This window comes from Streptomyces cinereoruber (genome assembly GCF_009299385.1).
Lineage (GTDB): Bacteria > Actinomycetota > Actinomycetes > Streptomycetales > Streptomycetaceae > Streptomyces > Streptomyces bikiniensis.
Map to the genome: position 1 here is coordinate 2,214,620 of NZ_CP023693.1, position 21,737 is coordinate 2,236,356.

Genomic DNA, 21,737 nt, shown 5'->3' on the forward strand with positions numbered 1-21,737 from the left:
CGGAACGGATACTCCGGACATGGACGTTTCCCGCACCCGTGTCCGTACCCGCCTCCGCACCCGCCGGCTCCTCCTCCCCCTGGCCGCCGGGGCCTGTGCCGCCGCGCTCGTCGGAAGCTGCTCCGCCACCGGGGAGGCCGGGCCCGAGCGGTCGACCCGGGCGGCGGCGCCGCGCTCCGCCAACGAGCTGGAGGACGACTACCGGGCCGTCATCAAGGACGTCCTGCCGTCGGTCGTGCAGATCGACGCGGCGAACAGCCTCGGCTCGGGGGTCGTCTACGACGACAAGGGGCACGTCGTCACCAACGCGCACGTGGTCGGCCAGGAGAAGTCCTTCAAGGTCACGGCGGCGACCGGCGGGCAGCCGGTGACGGCGCGGCTCGTCTCCTCGTACCCCGAGCAGGACCTCGCCGTGATCCGCCTGGAGGACGTGCCGCAGGGGCTCAAGGCGGCGCGGTTCGGGGACTCGTCCGCCGTCGACATGGGGCAGATCGTGCTCGCGATGGGCTCCCCGCTCGGGCTCTCCGGCAGCGTGACCCAGGGCATCGTGTCGGCCACCGGCCGGACGGTCAGCGAGGGGCGGGCGGGCGGCGGTACGGGCGCGACCATCGGGAACATGGTGCAGACGTCGGCCGCGATCAATCCGGGGAACAGCGGGGGCGCGCTGGTGAACCTGGACGGCGAGGTCGTCGGCATCCCGACGCTCGCGGCGTCCGACCCGGAGATGGGCGGCGGTTCGGCGCCCGGCATCGGCTTCGCCATCCCGGCGTCGATGGTGCGGACGGTCGCGGACCAGATCATCAAGGACGGCAGGGTGACGGACTCGGGCCGGGCGGCCCTGAACATCACCGGGCGCACGGTCCTGGACGACGACTACGAGCCGGCGGGCGTCGCGGTGGTCGAGGCGCCGGCGAGCGGGGCGGCGGGCAAGGCGGGTCTGAAGCCGGGCGACGTGATCACGCGGCTCGGCGACACCGACATCACCACGATCACCTCCCTGTCGGAGGCGCTGGCCTCGCGGAAGCCGGGCGAGAAGGTCCAGGTGACGTACGTGCGGGGCACGCAGACGGAGAAGACGGAGGTCACGCTGGGCGAGATGTGACGGGCACCGCCCGGCGGGACGCTCGGCCTTCGGCCGAACCGCCGCGCGGGCGCGTCCTGGCGGGTCCTCCGGCCGGAGGACCCGCGGGCGGCCGCTTCCGGCCCCGAAGGGGCACAGGTCCGCCGGGCCCAGGGCCGAAGGGGTGCGGGGTCCCGTCACGGGACCCCGCACCCCTTCCCGGTCGCCGGGCGCCCTAGCCCTCCGCGTTCAGGGGCATCGGGCCGTAGATCTTCGTGCCGTCCTCCGAGAGGGTGACCTGGTCGGCGCCGCCGCCCAGGAGGTCACGCCAGTGTTCTCCGATCCAGCTCTCCGCGTCGCCCTGGGTGGTGAACTCCTCGGGGGTCACCACCGGCTCGACCTCGGTGCCGTCGGACTTCTCGAACCGCCACGTCCATGCCATGTCCGCCTCCTGGCGCTCACCGGATGATCGGTTTCCTGCCCGCAGCGTAGCCGGGCGCGCACGCCTCGCGGCGGCGCGGGAGGATCTGAGGGTGGAACTGACTCTGCTCGGCACCGGCGCCCCGCTCGGCCTCCCCCGTCCCGACTGCCCCTGCGCCGTGTGCGCGCTCTCCCGGGGGCCACGCGCGCGTGCCGCGACCGCGCTGCTGGTGGACGGGGCCCTGCTGCTCGATCTGACCCCGGGGGCCGCGCTCGCGGCGGCCCGGTCGGGGCACTCGCTCGTGGGCGTCCGGCAGGTGCTGCTCACGCATCCGCACGACGGGCCGGCCGTGGAGCTGCCCGCCGGACTGCCGACGGCGGTGCGGGTGCCGGACGGACGCGAGTTGACGCTCATCAGCGGACACCGGGTGCGGGCGGTGGCGATGGACTCCCCCGGCACCGGGTACGAGGTGACCTCGGCGGACGGCGAGCGGCTGCTCTACCTGCCGCCGGGCGGGGCCCCGGCCGGGCTCGGCGAGGAGCACCGGGCGCCGTACGACATGGTGGTGGCCGATGTGACGGGCCGTCCGGACGGGCTGGCCCGGCTGCGGGCGGCCGGGGCCGTCGGCCCGGCCACGGACGTGGTCGCGGCGCACCTGGACCACGACGCGCCGGCCGGCGCCGAGCTGGACCGGCGGCTCGCGGCGGCGGGGGCGCGGGCGGTGCCGGACGGGACGACGCTGTACGTGGGCGAGTACCACGAGGTGCCGGACGTGCCCCGGCGGACCCTGGTGACCGGCGGGGCCCGGTCGGGGAAGTCGGTGGAGGCCGAGCGGCGCCTGGAGTCCTTCCCCGAGGTGCTGTACGTGGCGACCGGCGGGAGCAGGGAGGGGGATCCGGAGTGGGCGCAGCGGGTGGGCCTGCACCGGGAGCGGCGGCCGGCCTCGTGGCGTACCGCCGAGACCTGCGACCTCGTACCCCTGCTCGCGGAGGACGGGCCCGCCCTCCTGGTCGACTGCCTGTCGCTGTGGCTGACGCACGCCATGGACGAGGTGCGCGCCTGGGACGACGAGGCGTGGGCGGACGGCGGGGAGAAGGCGCTGCGGGAGCGGACGGCGGAGCTGGTGGCGGCGGTGCGGGCGACGCGGCGCACGGTGGTGGCGGTGACGAACGAGGTCGGCGCGGGCGTGGTGCCCGCGACGGCCGCGGGGCGCCGCTTCCGGGACGAGCTGGGCCGGCTGAACGCGTCGTTCGCGGACGAGTGCGAGCAGGTGGTGCTCGTGGTCGCGGGGCAGGCGCTCGTACTGCGCGGGTAGGGTGCGAGCACCGATGGCCCTGGCTGATGTGTCTCAAGGCGGAACCGTGAACCTGGACGACTTCTCCGATCTGATCGAGCGCCCCGACGGGGGGATACGGCGTGACGCCGAGGAGCGCCGGGAGCGGCTCGTGGTGCCGCCGGGGGCGCTCGGACGCCTCGACGAGCTGGGCGAGTGGTTGTCCGCCGCGCAGGCCTCGGTGAAGGTGCGGGCGATCGAGCAGCCGAAGGCCGTCCTGTTCGCGGGCGACCACGGGGTGGCCTCGCTGGACGTGTCGGGGCGCCGGGCCGGCACCGCGCACGAGCTGGTGCGGGCGGTCCTGGACGGGGCGAGCCCGGTGGCCGTCCTCGCCCGCTCGATGAACGTGCCGGTACGGGTCGTGGACGCCGGTCTGGACTGCGACCCGGAGCTGCTGCCCGCCGAGGTCGTACGGCACCGGGTCCGGCGCGGCAGCGGCCGGATCGACGTGGAGGACGCGCTGACGCCCGAGGAGGTCGAGGCCGCGCTCCGGCTCGGCATCGCGATCGCGGACGAGGAGGCGGACTCGGGCACGGACCTGGTGGTGCTCGGGGACCTGAGCGTCGGCGGCACGACCCCTGCGTCCACCCTGATCGCGGCGCTGTGCGGGACGGACGCCTCGGTGGTGACCGGCCGGGGCGGCGCCGGGATCGACGACCTGGCGTGGATGCGCAAGTGCGCGGCGATCCGGGACGCGCTGCGGCGGGCCCGGCCGGTCCTCGGCGACCAGCCGGCGCTGCTCGCGGCGGTCGGCGGCGCGGACCTGGCGGCCATGACCGGTTTCCTGCTCCAGGCGTCGGTGCGGCGGATGCCGGTGATCCTGGACGGTGTCGTGGGGGCGGCCTGCGCGCTCGTGGCGCAGCGGGCGGCGTTCCGGGCGCCGGACTGGTGGCTGGCGGGCCAGGTGAGCGGCGAGCCGGCGCAGGCGAAGGCGCTGGACCGGATGGCGCTCAACCCGCTGCTCGACCACGGCGTCCATGTGGGCGAGGGAACCGGGGCACTGCTCGCGCTCCCCCTGGTCCAGGCCGCGGCGGCGTTCGCCGCGGAGCTGCCCGAGCGTCCGGATCCGACCACTCCGGACGACGGCGGCGACACCCCGGGAACGCCCGGGGCCTGACGGGGAGCACGACGGACTCACATCGTCTCCGGAGGCGGCCGTACGCGACGCGCGTGCGGCCGCCTCCGGCGTCGCCGCACGGCCGACGGTGCCCCATATGATCGCTTTTCATGGGAGAGGTCCGTTTGTCCGCCGAAGGCACGCCCCGGAGCACCACCGCCCGCTCACGGCGCGGCGCCGCGTTCGCCGTCTGGTACCTGCGCGTCGTCACGTTCGTCAACTTCCTGAGCGCCGTCTGGGTCTCGTTCGGCCAGGACCTGCGCCGCCACAACGAGGACGACCACTTCACCCCGTACCTGCTCACGGCCGGTTTCGCCTCGGGGCTCTTCACCCTCTTCCTGGCGATCACCATGCGCCGCCGCAAGCGGGCCGCGTGGATCCTCAACCTGGTGCTCGCCGGGCTCTTCCTGCTGCTCTTCGCCCTGCTGATGTTCTTCCCGGAGATCCGGCGGCACCCCCAGAACTGGGTCTCGCTGGTCCTGACCGGCGCCTTCGTGCTCGCGCTGCTGCTCGGCCGCAAGGAGTTCTACGCGAAGGGCGACCGCTCCAACCCGCTGCTCGCCGCGGTCGTGGCGGTCGGCGGACTGCTCGTCACCTCGCTGCTCGCGGCCGTCCTGGTGACCGTCACCGACACCTCCTCCGGCCACCCCACCTTCCTGGACCGCTGGCGGTACGGCCTGATGCGGCTCGTCACGCTGGCCTCCGGCGACTCGCGGTTCCCCGGGATCGCCCCGCCAGGCTGGGTGGACGTCACCATCAACGTCCTGTCCACGCTGCTGCTGTGCGCGGTGCTCTTCGCCGCCTTCCGCTCCCGCCGGGCCGTCGACCCGCTGACCGAGGAGGACGAGGAGCGGCTGCGGGCGCTGCTCGACAAGCACGGGGACCGCGACTCGCTGGGGTACTTCGCGCTGCGCCGCGAGAAGAGCGTGGTGTGGTCGCCGAGCGCGAAGGCGGCCGTCGCCTACCGGGTGGTCGGCGGGGTGTCCCTGGCCTCCGGCGATCCGATCGGCGACCCCGAGGCCTGGCCGGGCGCCATCGAGCCCTGGCTGGCCGAGGCGCGCGAGCACGGCTGGATCCCGGCGGTGATGGGCGCGGGCGAGGAGGCCGGAACGATCTACGCCCGGCACGGCCTGGACGCCCTGGAGCTGGGCGACGAGGCGATCGTGGAGACGGACGAGTTCACGCTCGACGGGCGGGCCATGCGGACGGTCCGGCAGGCGTTCAACCGGGTCAAGCGGGCCGGGTACGAGGTCCGGATCCGGCGCCACGAGGACATCCCCGCCGAGGAGATGGCGGAGCTGGTGCGCAAGGCGGACGACTGGCGGGACGGGGCGACCGAGCGCGGTTTCTCGATGGCGCTCGGCCGGCTCGGCGACCCCGGGGACGGGCGCTGCGTGATGCTGGAGTGCACGGACGCCGAGGGCGAGCTGCGGGCCCTGCTCTCGTTCGTGCCGTGGGGGCCGCGGGGGCTCTCGCTCGACCTGATGCGCCGCGACCGGGAGGCCGAGAACGGCCTGATGGAGTTCATGGTCATCGAACTCCTCCAGCGCGGCGGGGAGATCGGGATCACTCAGGTCTCGCTGAACTTCGCGATGTTCCGCTCCGTCTTCGAACGCGGCTCGAAGCTCGGGGCGGGGCCGGTGCTGCGGATGTGGCGTTCGCTGCTCGGCTTCTTCTCCCGGTGGTGGCAGATCGAGTCGCTGTACCGCGCCAACGCCAAGTACCGACCGATCTGGGAGCCCCGATTCATGCTCTTCGAGAAGAGCGCCGACCTGTTGCGCATCGGCCTGGCCGCCGGGCGGGCCGAAGGGTTCCTGGAGGCCCCGGGGCTGCCGAAGTGGCTGCACCGCCGGCATCTGGAGGGCGGGCGTTGAGCGGGACCTCTCGGGGCGGTGGCGCCAGGGGGTTCGCCCGCCGCGAGTGGGCCCCGCTGTTCACCGCCGTACGGACGGCGCTCGCCACGAAGCGGTGGCGGGCGATACCGATGACGCTGGCGGCGGTCTGCCTGACGGCCCTGTTCCAGGTGGTGCAGAACCAGGACTGGGGCTACGGGCCGGTCCACGACCTCGGTTTCGTACGGGCCGAGGACCCGCTCTGGCTCGCGCTGCTCCGCACCCCCCTCTCGCTCTTCGTGCCCGCGCTCGACCTGCCCGTCTGGGGCGCCCTCGCGCAGGTGCTGCTGGTGTTCGGGATCGCCGAGATCTGCCTCGGGCGCCGCCGGACGCTCGCCGTCGCCTATCTGGCGACGCTGGCCGGCACGCTCTACGCGCGCGTGGGCGTCGCGATCGGCCCGGACAGCCCGTTCGGGCTCCCGGCCTCCGACGCGCTCGTGGTCGACACCGGCCCGTCGGCGGCCGTCGTGGGCCTCGCCGTCTACGTCTGCTGGCGCTACCGCGCGTACTGGACCGGCGGGCTCGTCGTCCTCGCGATGGTCGTGGAGGTGGTCGTGAAGCCGAACCTGGCGGGCAAGGAGCACCTGGCGGCCATCGCCGCCGCCCTCGTCCTGATCGCGGTCGTCTCCCGGCGCGAGCGGCGTCAGGGCGGGGTCGAGCCGGGGCCCGAGACGCGCTCCTGGAAGCCGCCGATCAGGTCCTGAAAGCGGCGGCGGACCTTGGTCCAGCGCCGGTCGTGGCGGTACGTGCGGAGCCGGGAGCGGGCCCTGGCCCGGTGGCGGCGGCGGTAGAAGTGCTTGGACCACCAGGAGCCGGGGCGGGCGAGCCGGACGGCGCCGACGATCGCCACGAAGGGGACGAAGACCCCCATCACGGCCATCCGGAACTTCCCCTTCACCAGACTGACCAGGATGAAGAGGAAGTTGAGCACGACGGTGACGATGAAGGCGGCCCGGTCCTGGCGCTCGTCCTCGGACACGTCGTCGACGCCGAGCGGCGAGAAGCCGCTCAGGGCGAGCATCACCAGGGCCGCGGTGAGCACGACCACCTCGACGCTCTTGCGGCCGTCCTCGCTCCAGTACACGTCGTCCAGGTGGAGGATGAGCGCGAACTCGTCCAGGACGAGCCCCGCGCCGATCCCGAAGACGACCGCGAAGACGGCGGCGCCGACGCCGTGCCGGCCGCTGCCCACCGCGCCGAAGCCGCCGACCACGGAGAGGACGACGCCGGGCACGACGTGATGGATGTGGAGCCCGCCCGAGGAGACGTTCCCGAAGGGGCCCTTCCCCGCCCGGATGAGACGGGTGATGGTCCGGGTGACCAGGAACGTCACGACAAATGAGGTCAGGGCGAGGAGCAGCGGAAGCTTCCCCGGTTCGAGGATGTTCCGCGAGAACCAGTGACCCATGCCACCCCCTTCCGAAATGCGCGTTATGCGCAATCTACCGCCCGGAACCGGCGATTACCCTGCCCGGATGGACGGCCTGCGTTTCGCCTTCGGCACCCTCACCGTGCTCCCCACCCGCATCACCCGCTGGGACCGGGACGCGGCGCGCGCCGGCATGCTCTGCGCCCCGCTCGCCGGGCTGACCGTCGGCCTGGTCTCCGCCGCGCTCGGCACGGCGTTCCTGCTGCTCGGCTCGGGCCCGCTGCTCGCGGCCGTCGTCACCGCCGCCACCCCCGCCGTCCTCACCCGGGGCCTCCACCTCGACGGCCTCGCGGACACCGCCGACGGCCTCGGCAGCGCCAAGCCGGCCGAGGACGCGCTGCGCGTCATGAAGCAGTCGGACATCGGCCCGTTCGGCGTGATCGCCGTGGTCCTCGTCCTGCTCGCCCAGGTCGCCGCGCTCTTCCACCTGTACGAGGAGGGCTGGGCGCACGGCGCGGCCGGCGCCGTCCTGGCCGCCACCGCCGCCCGCCTCGCCCTCACCCACGCCTCCCGCCACGGCGTCCCGCCGGCCCGGCCCGAGGGGCTCGGCGCGATCGTCGCCGCGACGGTCCCGGTCCGCTCCGCCACCCTGGTGACGGCCGCGTTCCTGATCCTGGCCGCCGGGGCGGGCCTGCTGCTCTCCCCGTACGACGCGGTCCTCAACGTCCTGGCGGCGGGCGCCGCCCTGGGCGCGGCGGCGCTGCTGCTGCGCCGGTGCGTGCGCCGGTTCGGCGGGGTCACGGGCGACGTGTTCGGCGCGGTGGAGGAGACGGCGGCGACGGCGGCCCTGATGGCGCTGACGCTGGGGTGATCGTTTCGTGACCGGCGGCCGGACAACCATCGGCGCCGCCGCCCGGTCATGAGGGCGTGACCAGACCCCTCGCCCGTACCGTCAGCGCCGTCGCCGGAGCCGTCCTGCTGCTCGGCGCCTGCGACCCGGGAGCCGCGGACGCACCCGGCGCCGCCCGTCCCACCCCCCTCTTCTCCGAGCCCGCCTCCCGGCAGGTCGGCCTCGCGCTGCGGCACACCCGGGAGACCGGCGGCGCCGACCTGCGCCAGACGGTCACCTTCACCTCGGAGAAGGGCGACGCCGTCCAGAACCTCACCGGGCGGCTGGACTTCGCGGGCTCGCGCGGCGAGGCGGCACACACCTGGCGCATCGCCCCCGGCTTCCCCGAAGAGGCCCGCAGGACGATCCTCGGCACCCTGCCCGGACGCGGCACCGGCGACGCCTCCGGCCGGTACGCGGTGGACACCCGGACCATCCACTACCGGGCCGCGTCGGCCGGGTACTGGCTGCGGTACGAAGGCGACGTCGAACCGTTCCCGGGCACCGACTCGATCGACCACCTCCGGGGCACCGCGAGCCCGATCGGCGGCACCCTCCTGGAGGTGCTCGGCGGCGTGCGGCCCGCCGAGGCGCGGGAGCTCGCGGGCGGCGGGCGCTCCTACCGGGCGGACTTCCCGCTGGCCGAGGCCCTGGAGCTCTTCCCGTACGACCTGCGGCAGGAGTTCGTGCCCGCGCCCCTCAACGCCGGCGCGCCGGGTGCACCCGTCCCCGTGGCCGTCGAGGTGGACCGCGAGGGCAGGATCACCCGGGCCTCGGCCGACCTGACGTCCCTGCTGGACAAGGGGAGGGACGGGGCGCTCACCGGGGTGACCGGGCTCCGCGCGGAGCTGGCGCTGAGCGGCTTCGGCGCGCCGGAGCCGCCCCTCGACACCGTTCCCGGCGGGCGGGTCCTGGCGGGCGCCTCGGCGGTCGTCACCCTCTACGGGGCCCGGCCCGGTGACTGCCTGGACTTCAACACCGGCATGCGGCACCGCAGGCTGGTGGTCCGGGTGCCCTGCGCCGGCCCCCACGACGGCGCGATCGTCGAGCAGCATTCCCTGCCCGGCACCTTCCCCGGAACGGAGGAGGCCGCCGAGCGGGCCCGACGGGCCTGCGCGGCGGCCGGGGAGCGGGGGGCCGGCGGAACCCCCTGGCGCACCTGGTCGACCGAGGAGGAGTGGACGGAGCACGGCGAGGGCCGGGCCACCTGCTACACGGTCAGCAGGGCTGCCGCCACACCCCCAGTTCGTACCGCTTCCGCATCGAGCTGAGGCCCAGCTCCCGGGCCTCCGGACAGAACCGACCCGTCGCCAGCTCGTACTCGACGTGGAAGACGGCCTTGCCCGCCTTCACGAACGGGGTGAGCAGGTCGCACTCCTCGTACTGGGCGCACTGCTCGTTGACCGCGAAGTCGAAGTCCGCGAGGAGCTCCGGGATCTGGTCGAGGTCGTTCTTGAGGCCGACCGCGAGGCCGCGCTCGTGGGCCAGACGGGCGATCAGGCGGTTGTAGCGGAGCTGGTCGGCGGCGGTGAGGGGGAAGCCGGTGGTGTTCTTGTAGCCGTCCATGTTGTCGGGCTCGACGGCGTCGAAGCCCTTGTCGCGGCACATGTCGAGGCGTTCGGCCATCAGGGGGCCGAGGACGTCGGTGCGGCGGATGTCGAGCCAGCGCTCGCCCTCCCAGCCGTTGCCCCGGCCGAGCAGGGCCTTCGGGAAGCGGTCGGCGTCCGGACGGAAGTCCTCCCAGGCGCCGGTGGAGAGGTAGCAGATCACCTTCCGGCCCCGGGCGTGCAGGTCCTTCACGGCGGACGCCGGGTGCTCGAAGCCGTCGATGTCGTACACGGGGACGTCGACCGTCGGGTCGAGCCGACCACTGAGCTGCCACTGCCAGGCGAGACCGGGCTTCGGCCGCCAGCGCTCCTCCGCCCGCTTGGCGTCGGGGGCGGGGCCGGGGTCGGGGGACGTCGTCGTGCAGGCGGTGGCGAGGAGCAGGAACCCCGCGAGCAGGAGGGGCAGTCGTCTCATCGGGCGGGCTCCGGGAGGTGCGGGAGGGTGCCCCGGGGCCCTCGAAGGTGACGAGCGGGTCGGCACGGGCCCCAGGGCCTGTCCGGCGGATCATGGTCGCGGCCCCGGCCATGATCCGCCGGACAGGCCCTAGCGGTGGGCGGTGGGTCGTACCAGCAGAACACAGGTGAGGACGGCGAGCGCGGCGGCCGCTCCCCCGGTCGCCGCCGGGCCCGCCGCGGGCAGCGCGGTCTGCGCGGCCGCCGCGAGCAGGCAGACGGTGGCGGCGCCGAGCACCGCGCCGAAGGCCTGGAGCAGCAGCCCGAGCCAGAGCGCGGTCCCGACGAGGAGCAGGGCGAGCAGGTCCGGGAGCGCCGGCCGGGGCGCACCCGGCCAGAGCAGGGTCACGGCCAGGAGGAGGGCGGTGAGGACGGCGAGGTAGCCGCCGAGGCAGAGGACCAGGGTGCCGGTGGCGGCCCGCCGGAACTCGCGGGCGGTGGTGAGGGTCCGCAGCCGGGTCAGGGCCCCGTCCCGGAAGCGGTGCAGCAGCCATTCGGCGGGCCCCATGGAGAGGGTGAGGGCGACGACGGCCCCCGCGCCGCTCACCGGGGTGGTGCCGACGCCCGCGTGCAGGACCAGCAGGCCGCTGCCGAGGCCGAAGAGGCCGTACGGGAGCGAGGCCGCGCGCGGGGGTCCGCCGCGTCCCGCCGCCGCCCGCCGCAGGCCCGGCCGGAGCACGCGCGCGGCCAGGACGGTGGCGGCGGTGAGGGAGGCGAGGAGGAGGCCGATCCGCAGGGGGTCGGGCAGGTCCCGGTGGAAGGCGGGGACGGCTCCGGCGAGCGGCACCAGGGCGCCGAGCAGGGCCCGTTCGCGGCCGAGGACCAGGAGGACGGTCGCGGCGGCGAGGTAGAGCGCCTGCCCGGCGGCGAAGACGGCCGCCGGGCCCTCGCCGGGCGCGGCGACCGCGAGGGCGACGCCCGTCCCGGCGAGGGCGCCCGGGGGTGCGCCGGTGAGCAGGGCGCGGGCGGCGGCGGGCCGGTCGCCGAGGCCGAGCCAGGTGTACGCGCGGTGGGACAGGGCCTGGTTCCAGACCCAGCCGGTGACGGCCCCGGCGAGCAGCGGAACCGTTCCGCCGGGGAGCCCGGACCGGCCCTGCTCCCCCACGAGCAGCGGGGCGGCGAGCACGTACGCGAGGCCGGGCAGCGCGAAGACGAGCCCGCGCAGGAGGCAGTTCGCGAGCCCGCCGTGCCAGGGCCCGGCGGGCGGCGCCGCCGGGGCGGGGTGGCGCCGCTCCACACGCGCGTAGAGGTCCTCGGCGAGGGCGAAGGAGTCGGCGCGGCCGTAGGTGCGCCGGATGTGGTCGTCGGTCATGCCGTCGGACTCCAGGAGCGCGGCCACCTCGTCGGGGTGCACGGCGGCGGCGACGAACCCGTCGAGCCGCTCGGCGAGTTCGTCGAGGGGGTCGGGGGTGGGGTCCGTGTCCGGGGCCTTCTTCGGCTTCGGGATCTCCAGGGCCTCCGGGGCCTTCGGTGTCTCCTCCCGGCGGGGTCTCGGGATCGACGGCAGGGTGTCTTCCTCCGTCGGGGGTTTCGGCCAGGGGGAGCCGCTCATGCCGGGGCGCCTCCCGCCACGAGGTCCGCCGGGGGGCGGCGGACGGCGGGGGTCCGGGCAGGGCGGCGTTCCGGGTCGGGGCGGGGGGACGGGGCCGCGCCCGCCAGTTCGCGGTAGATGCGGCGGAAGCCGTCCACCGAGCGGCGCAGGGTGAAGCGGTCGACGACCCGCTGCCGGGCCAGGCGGCCCAGTTCGGCGCGGCGGGCGCCGTCGCGCAGGAGGGCGGAGAGCGCGGCGGCCATGACGGCCGGTTCGCGGGGCGGGACGACGATCCCGGTGTCGCCGACGGCCTCCCGTACCCCTCCGACGTCCGTGGAGACGGTGGCGCGGCCGCAGGACATGGCCTCGATGAGGGAGAAGGGGAAGCCCTCGCTGATGGAGGAGAGCACGACCACGCTGCCGGCCGCGTAGGCCGAGGGCACGTCGGCGACGCGGCCCTCGAAGGTGACGCCGTCGGTGACGCCCAGTTCGGCGGCGAGCTTCTCCAGGCGGGTCCGGTAGTCCTCGTTTCCGGCGGGCACGGGGCCGAACAACCGCAGCCGCAGCGCGGGGAGTTCGGCGCGGCAGATCGCGTACGCCCGGATCAGGGTCTCCAGGTCCTTGATGGGGTCGACGCGTCCGCACCAGCTGAGGGTGGGGGTCGCGGGCTCGGGGCCGGCCTCGGGGAAGAGGGCCGGGTCGACGCCGTTGTAGACGGTGCGGATGCGGTCGGCGGGGGCGCCGCCGCGCTCCTCCCAGCGCCGGTTGTACCGGTTGCAGGGGGTGATGAGGTCGGCCTTGCGGTAGCCGAGGGTGTTCAGCTCGCGGTAGAAGGCGAGCATCAGGGCCTTGACGGGCCAGGACTGCTTCTCGGTGCGGTAGCCGAGGTACCGCTCGCGGAGGTAGATGCCGTGTTCGGTCAGCAGGAAGGGGACCCCTTCGAAGTGCTGCGCGGCGAGGGCCGGCAGGGTGGCGAGTCCGCTGGAGACGGCGTGCGCCACACCGCCGGTGGATATCCGGGCGGCGAGCGGGCGCAGGGCGTGTTCGAGCAGGTCGGTGGCGGTGAGGGCGTCGTGGACGGTGGGCCGGGCCGCGCGCGTCGGCAGGTGCGGCATGGCCCACGTCCACATCAGGGAGCGCAGGGCGGCCTCGGAGCGGAGGGCGGCGGTCAGCCTCCCCTGCCGGGCGAGGGCGGCCAGCTCGTACAGGCTGGTGCCGAAGTCGTAGCCGGTCCCCGGGTCGAGCAGGGAGAGCAGGAGCCGTTCGTACGTGTCGAGGAAGCGGCGGCGCTCCCCTCCCCGGGGGGCCCGGCGCACGCGGACGGGCGCCGGGCCCCAGAGGGGGAACGCGGTGTGCCGGACGACGTTGGACGGCAGGTCCCAGGTGACGGGCTCCCGTCCGCTGCCGGTGAGGGCGAGGACGTCGAAGCGCACCTCGGGCATGCCCCGGACGAGCTGGTCGCACCAGGTGCTGACCCCGCCGTGGACGTGCGGATAGGTGCCTTCGGTGAGCATGGTGACGTGACGGCCACGGCTCGGCATGTGCGGTTCCCCCCGGAACGTGCTGGGTCAGGTGGTCGGGACGGTGAGGGTGACGGCGCTCTGGAGGAGTTCGGGCGAGGTCCAGGCGGAGCGGGTCCCGGCGTAGGCCGTGCCGAAGGCGGTGGTGCCGAGGAGCAGCTTCTTGCGGGTGCCCTCGGGGGCGGTCACGGGCGCGACGACCCCGGAGGGGGCCTTGACGGTGACGGTGGTGCCGATCCGGTAGGCGGTGACCTTCCCGGCGGCGAGGGCCCGGTCCCAGGCGGCGCGGCGGGTCAGCTCGGTGCCGACGTCCCGCTGGGCCGGGTTGACCAGCGGCGCGGAGGGCGCGAACAGGGCCCGGTAGTCGGCCAGTACGCGGTCGAGGACGGGGTAGAGCAGCCGCTCCTCGGCCAGGTTGGACTGGTGCACGTAGTGCGGGCGCGGGTCGTTGCCGAGGACGTGGGAGAGCGCGATGCGCGCCTCCTGCGGGACGATGTGGTCGGCGTAGCCGGTGGCGAGGGGCAGCGGGGCGGGCAGGCAGGTGGAGGCCGGGTCGGCCTCGCAGATGCCGCTGCCGCCGTCGGCGCGGGAGGTGTAGACCCAGTTGTACTCGTCGGCCATCTCGGCGGCGGTGCCCACGTTGTAGTACACGTTCATGGGGTGGCGGGGCACGGTCTGCGCGGCGCCGGTCGCGGTGCCGACGGTGCGCTGCCGCGGCTCGCGGGAGTTGTCGCTGGCGATCCACTTCACGCCGTTGTCGGCGAGGGCGCCGGCGAGGTTCGGGTTGTCGGCGGACTGCTGGGGCAGGGTCTTCAGGCCGGAGTGCTCGCCGGTGACGAGTTCGGAGCGGTCGACGGAGATGCCCTTGCGGACGGCCCAGTCGTGGTTGTCGCGGATCTGCGCGGACAGCTCGGCGCGGCTGACCCAGAGGGTGTTGCCCTTGGTGTCCGTGGCGCACCGCCAGGGGACGGTGGTGGTGTCCTGGACGCAGCCGAGGAAGGGGTGGGTGTAGGTGTGGTTGATCCACCGGTACTGGGCGCGGTCGGCGACGAGCCGGTCGGTGAGCGGGTCGGAGCCGCCGTGCTCGGCCTTCCACTGCTCGCCCTGGCCGCCGTTGTAGACCATGTCGAGGGTGAAGCCGGAGGCCTTCTGCCAGGCGGCGGCGTACTGGGCGTCCGCGGCGGTCATGCGGATCGGGGCCGTGCCCTCGCCGTCGCCGCCGGCGCAGTCGAAGTCGCCGGGGGTGCAGTCGCGTTCGGGGTCCCAGCGGGCGTCGGGGGCGAAGACGTCGTCCACGTGGACGGAGAGGTAGTTGCGGCTCTGCCCGAGGTGGATGCCCTGGGTGAGCCATTCGACGATGCCGCGGGCGAGGGCCCGGAACTGCCGCTGGTACCGGTTGTACGCGAAGGTGACGACCAGCTCGCGGCGCCCGTCGGCCGCGTACTCGCCGACGAGGCTGGCCCGCCCGCCGCCGTCGACGGGCACGTCGAGGTAGCTGGTGTAGCCGGCGCGGGGGCGGCCCGCGTAGCCGTAGCTCTCGGCGATCGCCGGGTCGTTGTCCTCGAAGGTGAGCGAGCCGGCGAGGTAGCGGAAGGGGCCCGCCCTCCCGGCGGGGGTGACGGAGGTGGTGACCCCGTCGAGGACGCCGGAGAGGCCGCCGTCGCCGGTGTAGTCGAGACCGACGCCCGGGTGCGACCAGGTGTAGGCGTCGACCTGCGGGATGCCGAAGGTCCGCTCGTACGCCTGGAGCGCGGTCTGCTCGGCGGAGCCGGCGCCGAAGGCGGTCTCGTGGGGCAGGACGACGCCCTGGTACTTGGCGCGGGGCCGCCCGTCGACCCTGTCGCTGAGGAAGGCCTGGTCCACGACCGGCCGGTTCGGGTCGTTCAGGTCGATCCTGCGGTACGGGACGCCGGAGCCCTCCAGCTCGGCGGTGATCGCCCCGACCGCGCTGCCGCCGTCGTCCACGACCAGGACGGTGAGGTCGATGCGCGGCATCGGGGCGGTGGCGGCCTGCGCGGACGGCACGGCGGTGGCGACGAGCGCGGCGACGGCGAGGGCCGCCGTCCGGGCTATGCGGCGCGCGGGGCGGGCGGTGCGGGCCGGGGCGGGGTCGCCCGGGGCGGTGCGGGACGTGTTTCCGGGCATGCGGATTCGGCCGGAGTCCATCGGTGGTTTCCCCCTCTGCAGGACCGCGCCGGGCCGGGACGGGACCGGGCGGGCCTGTGGAGACGTCGCAGATGGTGCGAAGGCGAGGGCGTCGCCCTTGCGTGATTGAGGCGAGTGTGGAGGGAGCTCTGCCGGCCAGGCCGGTAAACATGAAAGAGACACCACGGATGAGTGAATCAACGCCGCCGTGAGCGAACCGGGTGAGCGAGCGTAGGCTCGTCACCGGCGCTCTCCGGGCCGAAATACGATGCGGCGGGCACGGTCGGCCCATCCCTCGACCGCCACAGAACTCAATGGAAGCGAGAAATCACCACCGTGACTGCTCTCACTCTCAGCACTGCCGGCGCGGCGACGCTGCGCGCCGACGCCCTCGTCGTCGGCGTCGCGAAGTCCGGGAAGGAGCTGATCGTCGCCCCGGGCGCCGAGGCCGTCGACAAGGCCTTCGACGGCCGGCTCGCCGCCGTCCTGGAGACCCTGGGCGCCTCGGGTGCCGAGGGTGAGGCGACCAAGCTGCCCGCCCCCGCCGGCCTCAAGGCCCCCGTCGTCCTGGCCGTCGGCCTGGGCGGTGCCCCCGAGGACGGGGAGGCGTTCGGCACGGAGACCCTGCGCCGCGCCGCCGGCACCGCGGCCCGCGCCCTCTTCGGCTCGAAGAAGGCCGCGTTCGCCCTGCCGGTCGCCGAAGCCGACGCCGTCTCCGCCGTCGCGGAGGGCGCCCTGCTCGGCGCGTACGCCTTCACCGCGTACCAGGAGGCCGGCAAGGACGCGAAGAAGCCGCTCGCCGAGGTCGCCCTGCTCGGCGCCAAGCCGCGCGACAAGGCCCACAAGGCCGCCGCCGAGCGCGCCCAGGCCGTCGCGGAGGAGATCAACCGCGCCCGCGACCTGATCAACACCCCGCCGAACGACCTGACCCCGGTGACCTTCGCCGCCGCGGTGCAGACCGCCGGCAAGGAGCACGGCCTGAAGGTCCAGGTCCTCGACGAGAAGGCCCTCGCCAAGGGCGGCTACGGCGGCATCCTCGGCGTCGGCGCCGGCTCGGAGAACCCGCCGCGCCTGGTCCGCGTCGCCTACACCCACCCGAAGGCGGAGAAGACCCTCGCCCTGGTCGGCAAGGGCATCACCTACGACTCGGGCGGCATCTCCCTGAAGCCGGCCGGCCACAACGAGACGATGAAGTGCGACATGAGCGGCGCCGCCGCCGTGTTCTCCACCGTCGTCGCCGCGGCCCGCCTCGGCCTGGAGGCCAACGTCACCGGCTGGCTGGCGCTCGCCGAGAACATGCCGTCCGGCTCCGCCACCCGCCCGGGCGACGTCCTGCGCATGTACAGCGGCAAGACCGTCGAGGTCCTGAACACCGACGCCGAGGGCCGCCTGGTCCTGGCCGACGCGCTGACCCGCGCCTCCGAGGAGAACCCGGACGCGATCGTCGACGTGGCGACCCTGACCGGTGCGATGATGCTGGCGCTCGGCAGCCGCACCTTCGGCATCATGGCCAACGACGACGAGTTCCGCTCCACGATCCACGAGATCGCGGAGGAGGTCGGCGAGGCGTCCTGGCCGATGCCGCTCCCGGCGGACCTGCGCAAGGGCATGGACTCCCCCACCGCCGACATCGCGAACATGGGCGAGCGGATGGGCGGCGGCCTGGTCGCCGGCCTCTTCCTCCAGGAGTTCGTGGGCGAGGGCATCACCTGGGCCCACCTGGACATCGCGGGCCCGGCCTTCCACGAGGGCGCCCCGTACGGCTACACCCCCAAGGGCGGCACCGGCTCCTCGGTCCGCACCCTGGTGCGCCTGGCCGAGCGGGCCGCCGAGGGCGAGCTCTGAGCACCGCGCCACCCCGTGCGACGGACGGCCCCGGGCTGCGTGCCCGGGGCCGTCCCCGTTCGCTCCCGACGTAACCGCGACGGAATCCGCGGGTTCGTCCGCGGTCCGGAACCCTCCGTACGGACGATCGGCCGTCCCGGAGGGCGGCCCCGCGTCCCGCCATCCGCCAACAAGTGCGAAGATGGGTTCTCGGCAGGACAGGGCCCCCATCACAGGGCCGGAAAATAAGCGGCCGAATACCAGCCGCCGCCCGGTCATGGACGACCGGCGACGAGCGCACATGCATGGAGGACGTGACGTGGCGAACGACGCCAGCACCGTTTTCGACCTAGTGATCCTCGGCGGCGGTAGCGGCGGTTACGCCGCGGCGCTGCGCGGAGCGCAGCTGGGCCTGGACGTCGCACTGATCGAGAAGAACAAGCTCGGCGGCACCTGCCTGCACAACGGCTGCATCCCGACGAAGGCCCTGCTCCACGCCGGCGAGGTCGCCGACCAGGCGCGCGAGGCGGAGCAGTTCGGTGTCAAGGCCTCCTTCGAGGGCATCGACATCAAGGGCGTGCACAAGTACAAGGACGACGTGATCGCGGGCCTCTACAAGGGTCTGCAGGGTCTCGTCGCCTCCCGCAAGGTGACCTACATCGAGGGTACGGGTCACCTCTCCTCCCCGACCTCCGTCGACGTGGACGGCCGTCGCGTCGAGGGCCGTCACGTCCTCCTGGCCACCGGCTCCGTGCCGAAGTCGCTGCCGGGCCTGGAAATCGACGGCAACCGGATCATCACCTCGGACCACGCGCTGACCCTGGACCGGGTCCCGGAGTCCGCGATCATCCTGGGCGGCGGCGTCATCGGCGTCGAGTTCGCCTCGGCGTGGAAGTCCTTCGGCACCGACGTCACCGTCATCGAGGGCATGAAGCACCTGGTGCCGGTCGAGGACGAGAACAGCTCGAAGCTTCTTGAGCGCGCGTTCCGCAAGCGCGGCATCAAGTTCAACCTCGGCACCTTCTTCCAGTCCGCCGAGTACACCGACAACGGCGTCAAGGTCACCCTGGCCGACGGCAAGACCTTCGAGGCCGAGGTCCTCCTGGTCGCCATCGGCCGCGGCCCGGTCTCCGCCGGCCTCGGCTACGAGGAGCAGGGCGTCGCGATGGACCGCGGCTACGTCCTGGTCGACGAGTACATGCGCACCAACGTGGAGACGATCTCGGCCGTGGGCGACCTGGTCCCCACCCTCCAGCTCGCGCACGTCGGCTTCGCCGAGGGCATCCTCGTCGCCGAGCGGCTGGCCGGTCTGAAGACCGTCCCGATCGACTACGACGGCGTGCCGCGGGTGACGTACTGCCACCCCGAGGTCGCCTCCGTCGGCATCACCGAGGCGAAGGCCAAGGAGGTGTACGGCGCGGACAAGGTCGTGGCCCTGAAGTACAACCTCGCGGGCAACGGCAAGAGCAAGATCCTGAAGACCGCGGGCGAGATCAAGCTCGTCCAGGTCAAGGACGGTGCCGTGGTCGGCGTCCACATGGTCGGTGACCGCATGGGCGAGCAGGTCGGCGAAGCGCAGCTGATCTACAACTGGGAGGCGCTGCCGGCCGAGGTCGCGCAGCTCATCCACGCCCACCCGACGCAGAACGAGGCGCTCGGCGAGGCCCACCTGGCCCTGGCCGGCAAGCCGCTGCACTCCCACGACTGACGCTCACGTCATCACAGGGCGCGACGACCACTTTCCGCAATTCGTTAGGAGCAACTGAAACCATGTCGGTTTCCGTAACCCTGCCGGCGCTCGGCGAGAGCGTCACCGAGGGCACCGTCACCCGCTGGCTCAAGGCCGAGGGCGAGCGCGTCGAGGCCGACGAGCCGCTGCTCGAGGTCTCGACCGACAAGGTCGACACCGAGATCCCCGCCCCCGCCTCGGGCATCCTGGCCTCCATCAAGGTCGCCGAGGACGAGACGGTCGAGGTCGGCGCCGAGCTGGCCATCATCGACGACGGCTCCGGCGACTCCGCCGAGGCCGAGGCCCCGGCCGCCGAGTCCGCCCCGGCGCAGGAGGCCCCGGCTCCGGAGGCCCCGCAGGCCGAGCCGTCCACCGAGACCGAGCAGCCCGCCCCGGCCCCGACGGCCGAGGCCGCCTCCGGCGGCGGTTCCGCCGAGGGCACCGACGTCGTGCTGCCCGCCCTGGGCGAGTCCGTCACCGAGGGCACCGTGACCCGCTGGCTGAAGTCGGTCGGCGAGACCGTCGAGGCCGACGAGCCGCTGCTCGAGGTCTCCACGGACAAGGTCGACACCGAGATCCCGGCCCCGGCCTCCGGTGTCCTCCTGGAGATCGTCGTCAACGAGGACGAGACCGCCGAGGTCGGCGCCAAGCTGGCCGTCATCGGTGCCGCGGGCTCGGCCCCGGCCGCCGCCCCGGCGCAGGAGGCCCCGGCTCCCGAGGCCGCTCCGGCCCCGAAGCAGGAGGAGGCCCCCGCGGCTCCCGCCCCGGCCCCGGCTCCCGCCCCGGCCGCTCCCGCCGCCCAGGCCCCGGCTCCGGCCGCCCCGGCTCCGGCTCCGGCCGCTCCGGCCCAGGCCGCTCCGGCCGAGGACGGCGCCTACGTGACCCCGCTGGTCCGCAAGCTCGCCACCGAGAACGGTGTCGACCTGGGCTCCGTCAAGGGCTCCGGCGTCGGCGGCCGCATCCGCAAGCAGGACGTCCTCGCGGCCGCCGAGGCCAAGAAGGCCGCCCAGGCCCCGGCCGCCGCCGCTCCGGCCGCGTCCGCGCCGAAGGCCCCCGCTCTGGAGGCCTCCCCGCTGCGCGGCCAGACCGTCAAGATGACCCGCATGCGCAAGGTCATCGGCGACAACATGATGAAGGCGCTGCACGGCCAGGCCCAGCTGACCTCGGTCGTCGAGGTCGACATCACCAAGCTGATGAAGCTGCGCGCCCGCGCCAAGGACGCCTTCGCCGCCCGTGAGGGCGTCAAGCTCTCCCCGATGCCGTTCTTCGTGAAGGCGGCGGCCCAGGCGCTGAAGGCCCACCCGGTCATCAACGCCCGGATCAACGAGGACGAGGGCACGATCACCTACTTCGACACCGAGAACATCGGTATCGCGGTGGACTCCGAGAAGGGTCTGATGACCCCGGTCATCAAGGGTGCGGGCGACCTCAACATCGCCGGCATCTCGAAGAAGACCGCGGAGCTGGCCGGCGCCGTGCGCGCCAGCAAGATCACGCCGGACGACCTGGCCGGCGCGACCTTCACCATCTCCAACACCGGTTCGCGCGGCGCGCTGTTCGACACGATCATCGTGCCCCCGAACCAGGTCGCCATCCTGGGCATCGGCGCCACCGTGCGCCGTCCGGTCGTCATCGACCACCCCGACCTGGGCGAGACGATCGCGATCCGCGACATGACGTACGTCGCGCTGTCCTACGACCACCGTCTGGTGGACGGCGCCGACGCCGCCCGCTACCTGACGGCCGTCAAGGCGATCCTGGAGGCCGGCGAGTTCGAGGTGGACCTCGGTCTGTAGTCGCGTGCGGGCGGGCTCCGGTCCGTCCGCAACGTAACGAGCCTCACCTGCGGCGCCCCCGTCCGGAAGTGTTTCCGGACGGGGGCGCCGCCGTATTGTCTAAGGGTCAACACTCCCCGAGGAGCCCTTCATGACCGTCCCCGTCGTCCACTCGCTGCGCGAACAGATCCGCGAGCACATCGTGGAGGGGATCGTCAGCGGCCGCTGGAAGCCGGGCGAGCGGATCGTGGAGCGCCGGATCGCGACCGAGCTGGAGGTCAGCCAGACCCCGGTCCGCGAGGCGCTGCGCGAGCTGGAGTCGCTGCGGCTGATCGAGTCGGCGCCCAACAAGGGCGTCCGGGTCCGCAACCTGACCGCGGCCGACCTGGAGGAGAGCTACCCCGTACGGGCCGGTCTGGAGCAGATCGCGGCCGAGCTGGCGGCCGGGCGCCTCTCGGCGGACTGCTCGGCCCTGGAGCCGCACGTGGCGGCCCTGTACGAGGCGGACGCGGCCTCGGACGGGACGGCGCAGGTGCGGCACACGGTGGCCTTCCACCGGGAACTGGTGAAGGCCGCCGGGAACGCCGTGCTGCTGCACACCTGGGAGACGCTCGGCATCGAGGTCTTCACGGCCCTCTCGATCCGCTGGCTGGGGACGGTCCAGAAGTCGTACGCGGAGGAGCACCAGGAGCTGGTGGAGGCCTTCCGGCGGGGCGACCCGAACATCGGCGCGCTGGTGAAGGCGCACGTCCTGGGCTGCGCGCCGCGCGCCTGACCGTACAGAGACACCAGCGGGTCCGCTCTCCGGCGGGCCCGCTTCTTCGCGTCGTAGGACCGCTCATCCGTGCGCGCACCCCCTCAGAAAACCGCCCCCACCTGCGAAAACAAGGCACCGGGTGCCCCTTTTCGCGGCACCCTGTGCCGACTTTCTCGATCTGAAGAGGTTTTCGCCTTCAACCCTTTGATCGATCATCGATCGCCGGTTTACAGTCTTCGGCGGGCCACACCCGGCCCTCCGCCCTGTCCTGCCAGACAAGGGCCCCATCTTCACCCCCACCTGTCCGGAAGGCGG

At 73.9% G+C, this 21,737-nt stretch carries 17 protein-coding genes; 11 read left to right on the forward strand and 6 right to left on the reverse strand.

Annotated elements, in window-relative coordinates:
* Positions 1 to 19: 19 nt before the first annotated feature.
* Positions 20 to 1,102 carry a S1C family serine protease gene (locus CP977_RS09780; RefSeq protein WP_062756362.1) on the forward strand — a complete coding sequence of 361 codons (1,083 nt, stop codon included), beginning with the start codon at positions 20 to 22 and terminating at the stop codon, positions 1,100 to 1,102.
* Between the two features lie 193 nt (positions 1,103 to 1,295).
* Here CP977_RS09780 and CP977_RS09785 read toward each other — a convergent pair whose 3' ends face one another.
* A complete protein-coding gene (locus CP977_RS09785; RefSeq protein WP_030205728.1) occupies positions 1,296 to 1,502 on the reverse strand; it encodes a hypothetical protein in 207 nt (68 codons plus the stop codon).
* Between the two features lie 91 nt (positions 1,503 to 1,593).
* Here CP977_RS09785 and CP977_RS09790 point away from each other — a divergent pair, with 91 nt between their 5' ends.
* The 4 genes from CP977_RS09790 (at position 1,594) to CP977_RS34450 (ending at position 6,527) form a co-directional block, all read left to right on the forward strand.
* The gene (locus CP977_RS09790) at positions 1,594 to 2,796 is read left to right on the forward strand and encodes a bifunctional adenosylcobinamide kinase/adenosylcobinamide-phosphate guanylyltransferase (protein ID WP_162603054.1); all 1,203 of its coding nucleotides are present in this window, start codon (positions 1,594 to 1,596) and stop codon (positions 2,794 to 2,796) included.
* Positions 2,797 to 2,842: 46 nt separating this feature from the next.
* A complete protein-coding gene (cobT, locus tag CP977_RS09795; RefSeq protein ID WP_183953181.1) occupies positions 2,843 to 3,931 on the forward strand; it encodes a nicotinate-nucleotide--dimethylbenzimidazole phosphoribosyltransferase in 1,089 nt (362 codons plus the stop codon).
* A 110-nt stretch (positions 3,932 to 4,041) separates the two neighbouring features.
* A complete protein-coding gene (locus tag CP977_RS09800) occupies positions 4,042 to 5,805 on the forward strand; it encodes a phosphatidylglycerol lysyltransferase domain-containing protein (RefSeq protein ID WP_152369918.1) in 1,764 nt (587 codons plus the stop codon).
* A complete protein-coding gene (locus tag CP977_RS34450; RefSeq protein ID WP_062756354.1) occupies positions 5,802 to 6,527 on the forward strand; it encodes a hypothetical protein in 726 nt (241 codons plus the stop codon). Before CP977_RS09800 ends, CP977_RS34450 begins: the two co-directional genes overlap by 4 nt.
* Here CP977_RS34450 and CP977_RS09810 read toward each other — a convergent pair.
* Positions 6,467 to 7,231 (reverse strand): hypothetical protein, encoded by a 765-nt coding sequence (locus CP977_RS09810; protein WP_062756352.1) that lies wholly within the window; start codon positions 7,229 to 7,231, stop codon positions 6,467 to 6,469. The two genes, CP977_RS34450 and CP977_RS09810, sit on opposite strands and share 61 nt — an antisense overlap.
* Positions 7,232 to 7,256: 25 nt before the next feature.
* Here CP977_RS09810 and cobS point away from each other — a divergent pair, with 25 nt between their 5' ends.
* On the forward strand, positions 7,257 to 8,063 hold the full coding sequence (cobS, locus tag CP977_RS09815) for an adenosylcobinamide-GDP ribazoletransferase (protein ID WP_152369919.1): 807 nt from the start codon (positions 7,257 to 7,259) through the stop codon (positions 8,061 to 8,063).
* Between the two features lie 56 nt (positions 8,064 to 8,119).
* Positions 8,120 to 9,352, forward strand: coding sequence for a hypothetical protein (locus CP977_RS09820; RefSeq protein WP_152369920.1), 1,233 nt, complete (start codon positions 8,120 to 8,122; stop codon positions 9,350 to 9,352).
* On the opposite strand, the gene CP977_RS09825 is transcribed toward CP977_RS09820, so the two are convergent.
* The 4 genes from CP977_RS09825 to CP977_RS09840 form a co-directional block, all read right to left on the reverse strand.
* Positions 9,300 to 10,103 (reverse strand): endo alpha-1,4 polygalactosaminidase, encoded by an 804-nt coding sequence (locus tag CP977_RS09825; RefSeq protein ID WP_062756342.1) that lies wholly within the window; start codon positions 10,101 to 10,103, stop codon positions 9,300 to 9,302. The two genes, CP977_RS09820 and CP977_RS09825, sit on opposite strands and share 53 nt — an antisense overlap.
* A 129-nt stretch (positions 10,104 to 10,232) precedes the next feature.
* Complete coding sequence (locus CP977_RS09830; RefSeq protein WP_152369921.1) at positions 10,233 to 11,693, reverse strand: hypothetical protein; 1,461 nt, start codon at positions 11,691 to 11,693, stop codon at positions 10,233 to 10,235.
* Positions 11,690 to 13,213, reverse strand: coding sequence for a GT4 family glycosyltransferase PelF (gene pelF / locus CP977_RS09835; protein WP_152369922.1), 1,524 nt, complete (start codon positions 13,211 to 13,213; stop codon positions 11,690 to 11,692). The genes CP977_RS09830 and pelF overlap by 4 nt, the downstream gene beginning before the upstream one ends.
* A gap of 27 nt (positions 13,214 to 13,240) precedes the next feature.
* Positions 13,241 to 15,358 (reverse strand): hypothetical protein, encoded by a 2,118-nt coding sequence (locus tag CP977_RS09840; protein ID WP_152369923.1) that lies wholly within the window; start codon positions 15,356 to 15,358, stop codon positions 13,241 to 13,243.
* Positions 15,359 to 15,673: 315 nt separating this feature from the next.
* On the opposite strand from CP977_RS09840, the gene CP977_RS09845 reads away from it, so the two are divergent.
* From CP977_RS09845 to CP977_RS09860, 4 genes are all read left to right on the forward strand, one after another.
* The gene (locus CP977_RS09845; RefSeq protein WP_152369924.1) at positions 15,674 to 17,182 is read left to right on the forward strand and encodes a leucyl aminopeptidase; all 1,509 of its coding nucleotides are present in this window, start codon (positions 15,674 to 15,676) and stop codon (positions 17,180 to 17,182) included.
* Between the two features lie 298 nt (positions 17,183 to 17,480).
* On the forward strand, positions 17,481 to 18,869 hold the full coding sequence (gene lpdA / locus CP977_RS09850) for a dihydrolipoyl dehydrogenase (protein WP_062756332.1): 1,389 nt from the start codon (positions 17,481 to 17,483) through the stop codon (positions 18,867 to 18,869).
* A 62-nt stretch (positions 18,870 to 18,931) separates the two neighbouring features.
* The gene (gene sucB / locus CP977_RS09855; protein WP_152369925.1) at positions 18,932 to 20,686 is read left to right on the forward strand and encodes a 2-oxoglutarate dehydrogenase, E2 component, dihydrolipoamide succinyltransferase; all 1,755 of its coding nucleotides are present in this window, start codon (positions 18,932 to 18,934) and stop codon (positions 20,684 to 20,686) included.
* A gap of 130 nt (positions 20,687 to 20,816) precedes the next feature.
* The gene (locus tag CP977_RS09860; RefSeq protein WP_030205765.1) at positions 20,817 to 21,440 is read left to right on the forward strand and encodes a GntR family transcriptional regulator; all 624 of its coding nucleotides are present in this window, start codon (positions 20,817 to 20,819) and stop codon (positions 21,438 to 21,440) included.
* The last annotated feature ends 297 nt before the right edge of the window (positions 21,441 to 21,737 follow it).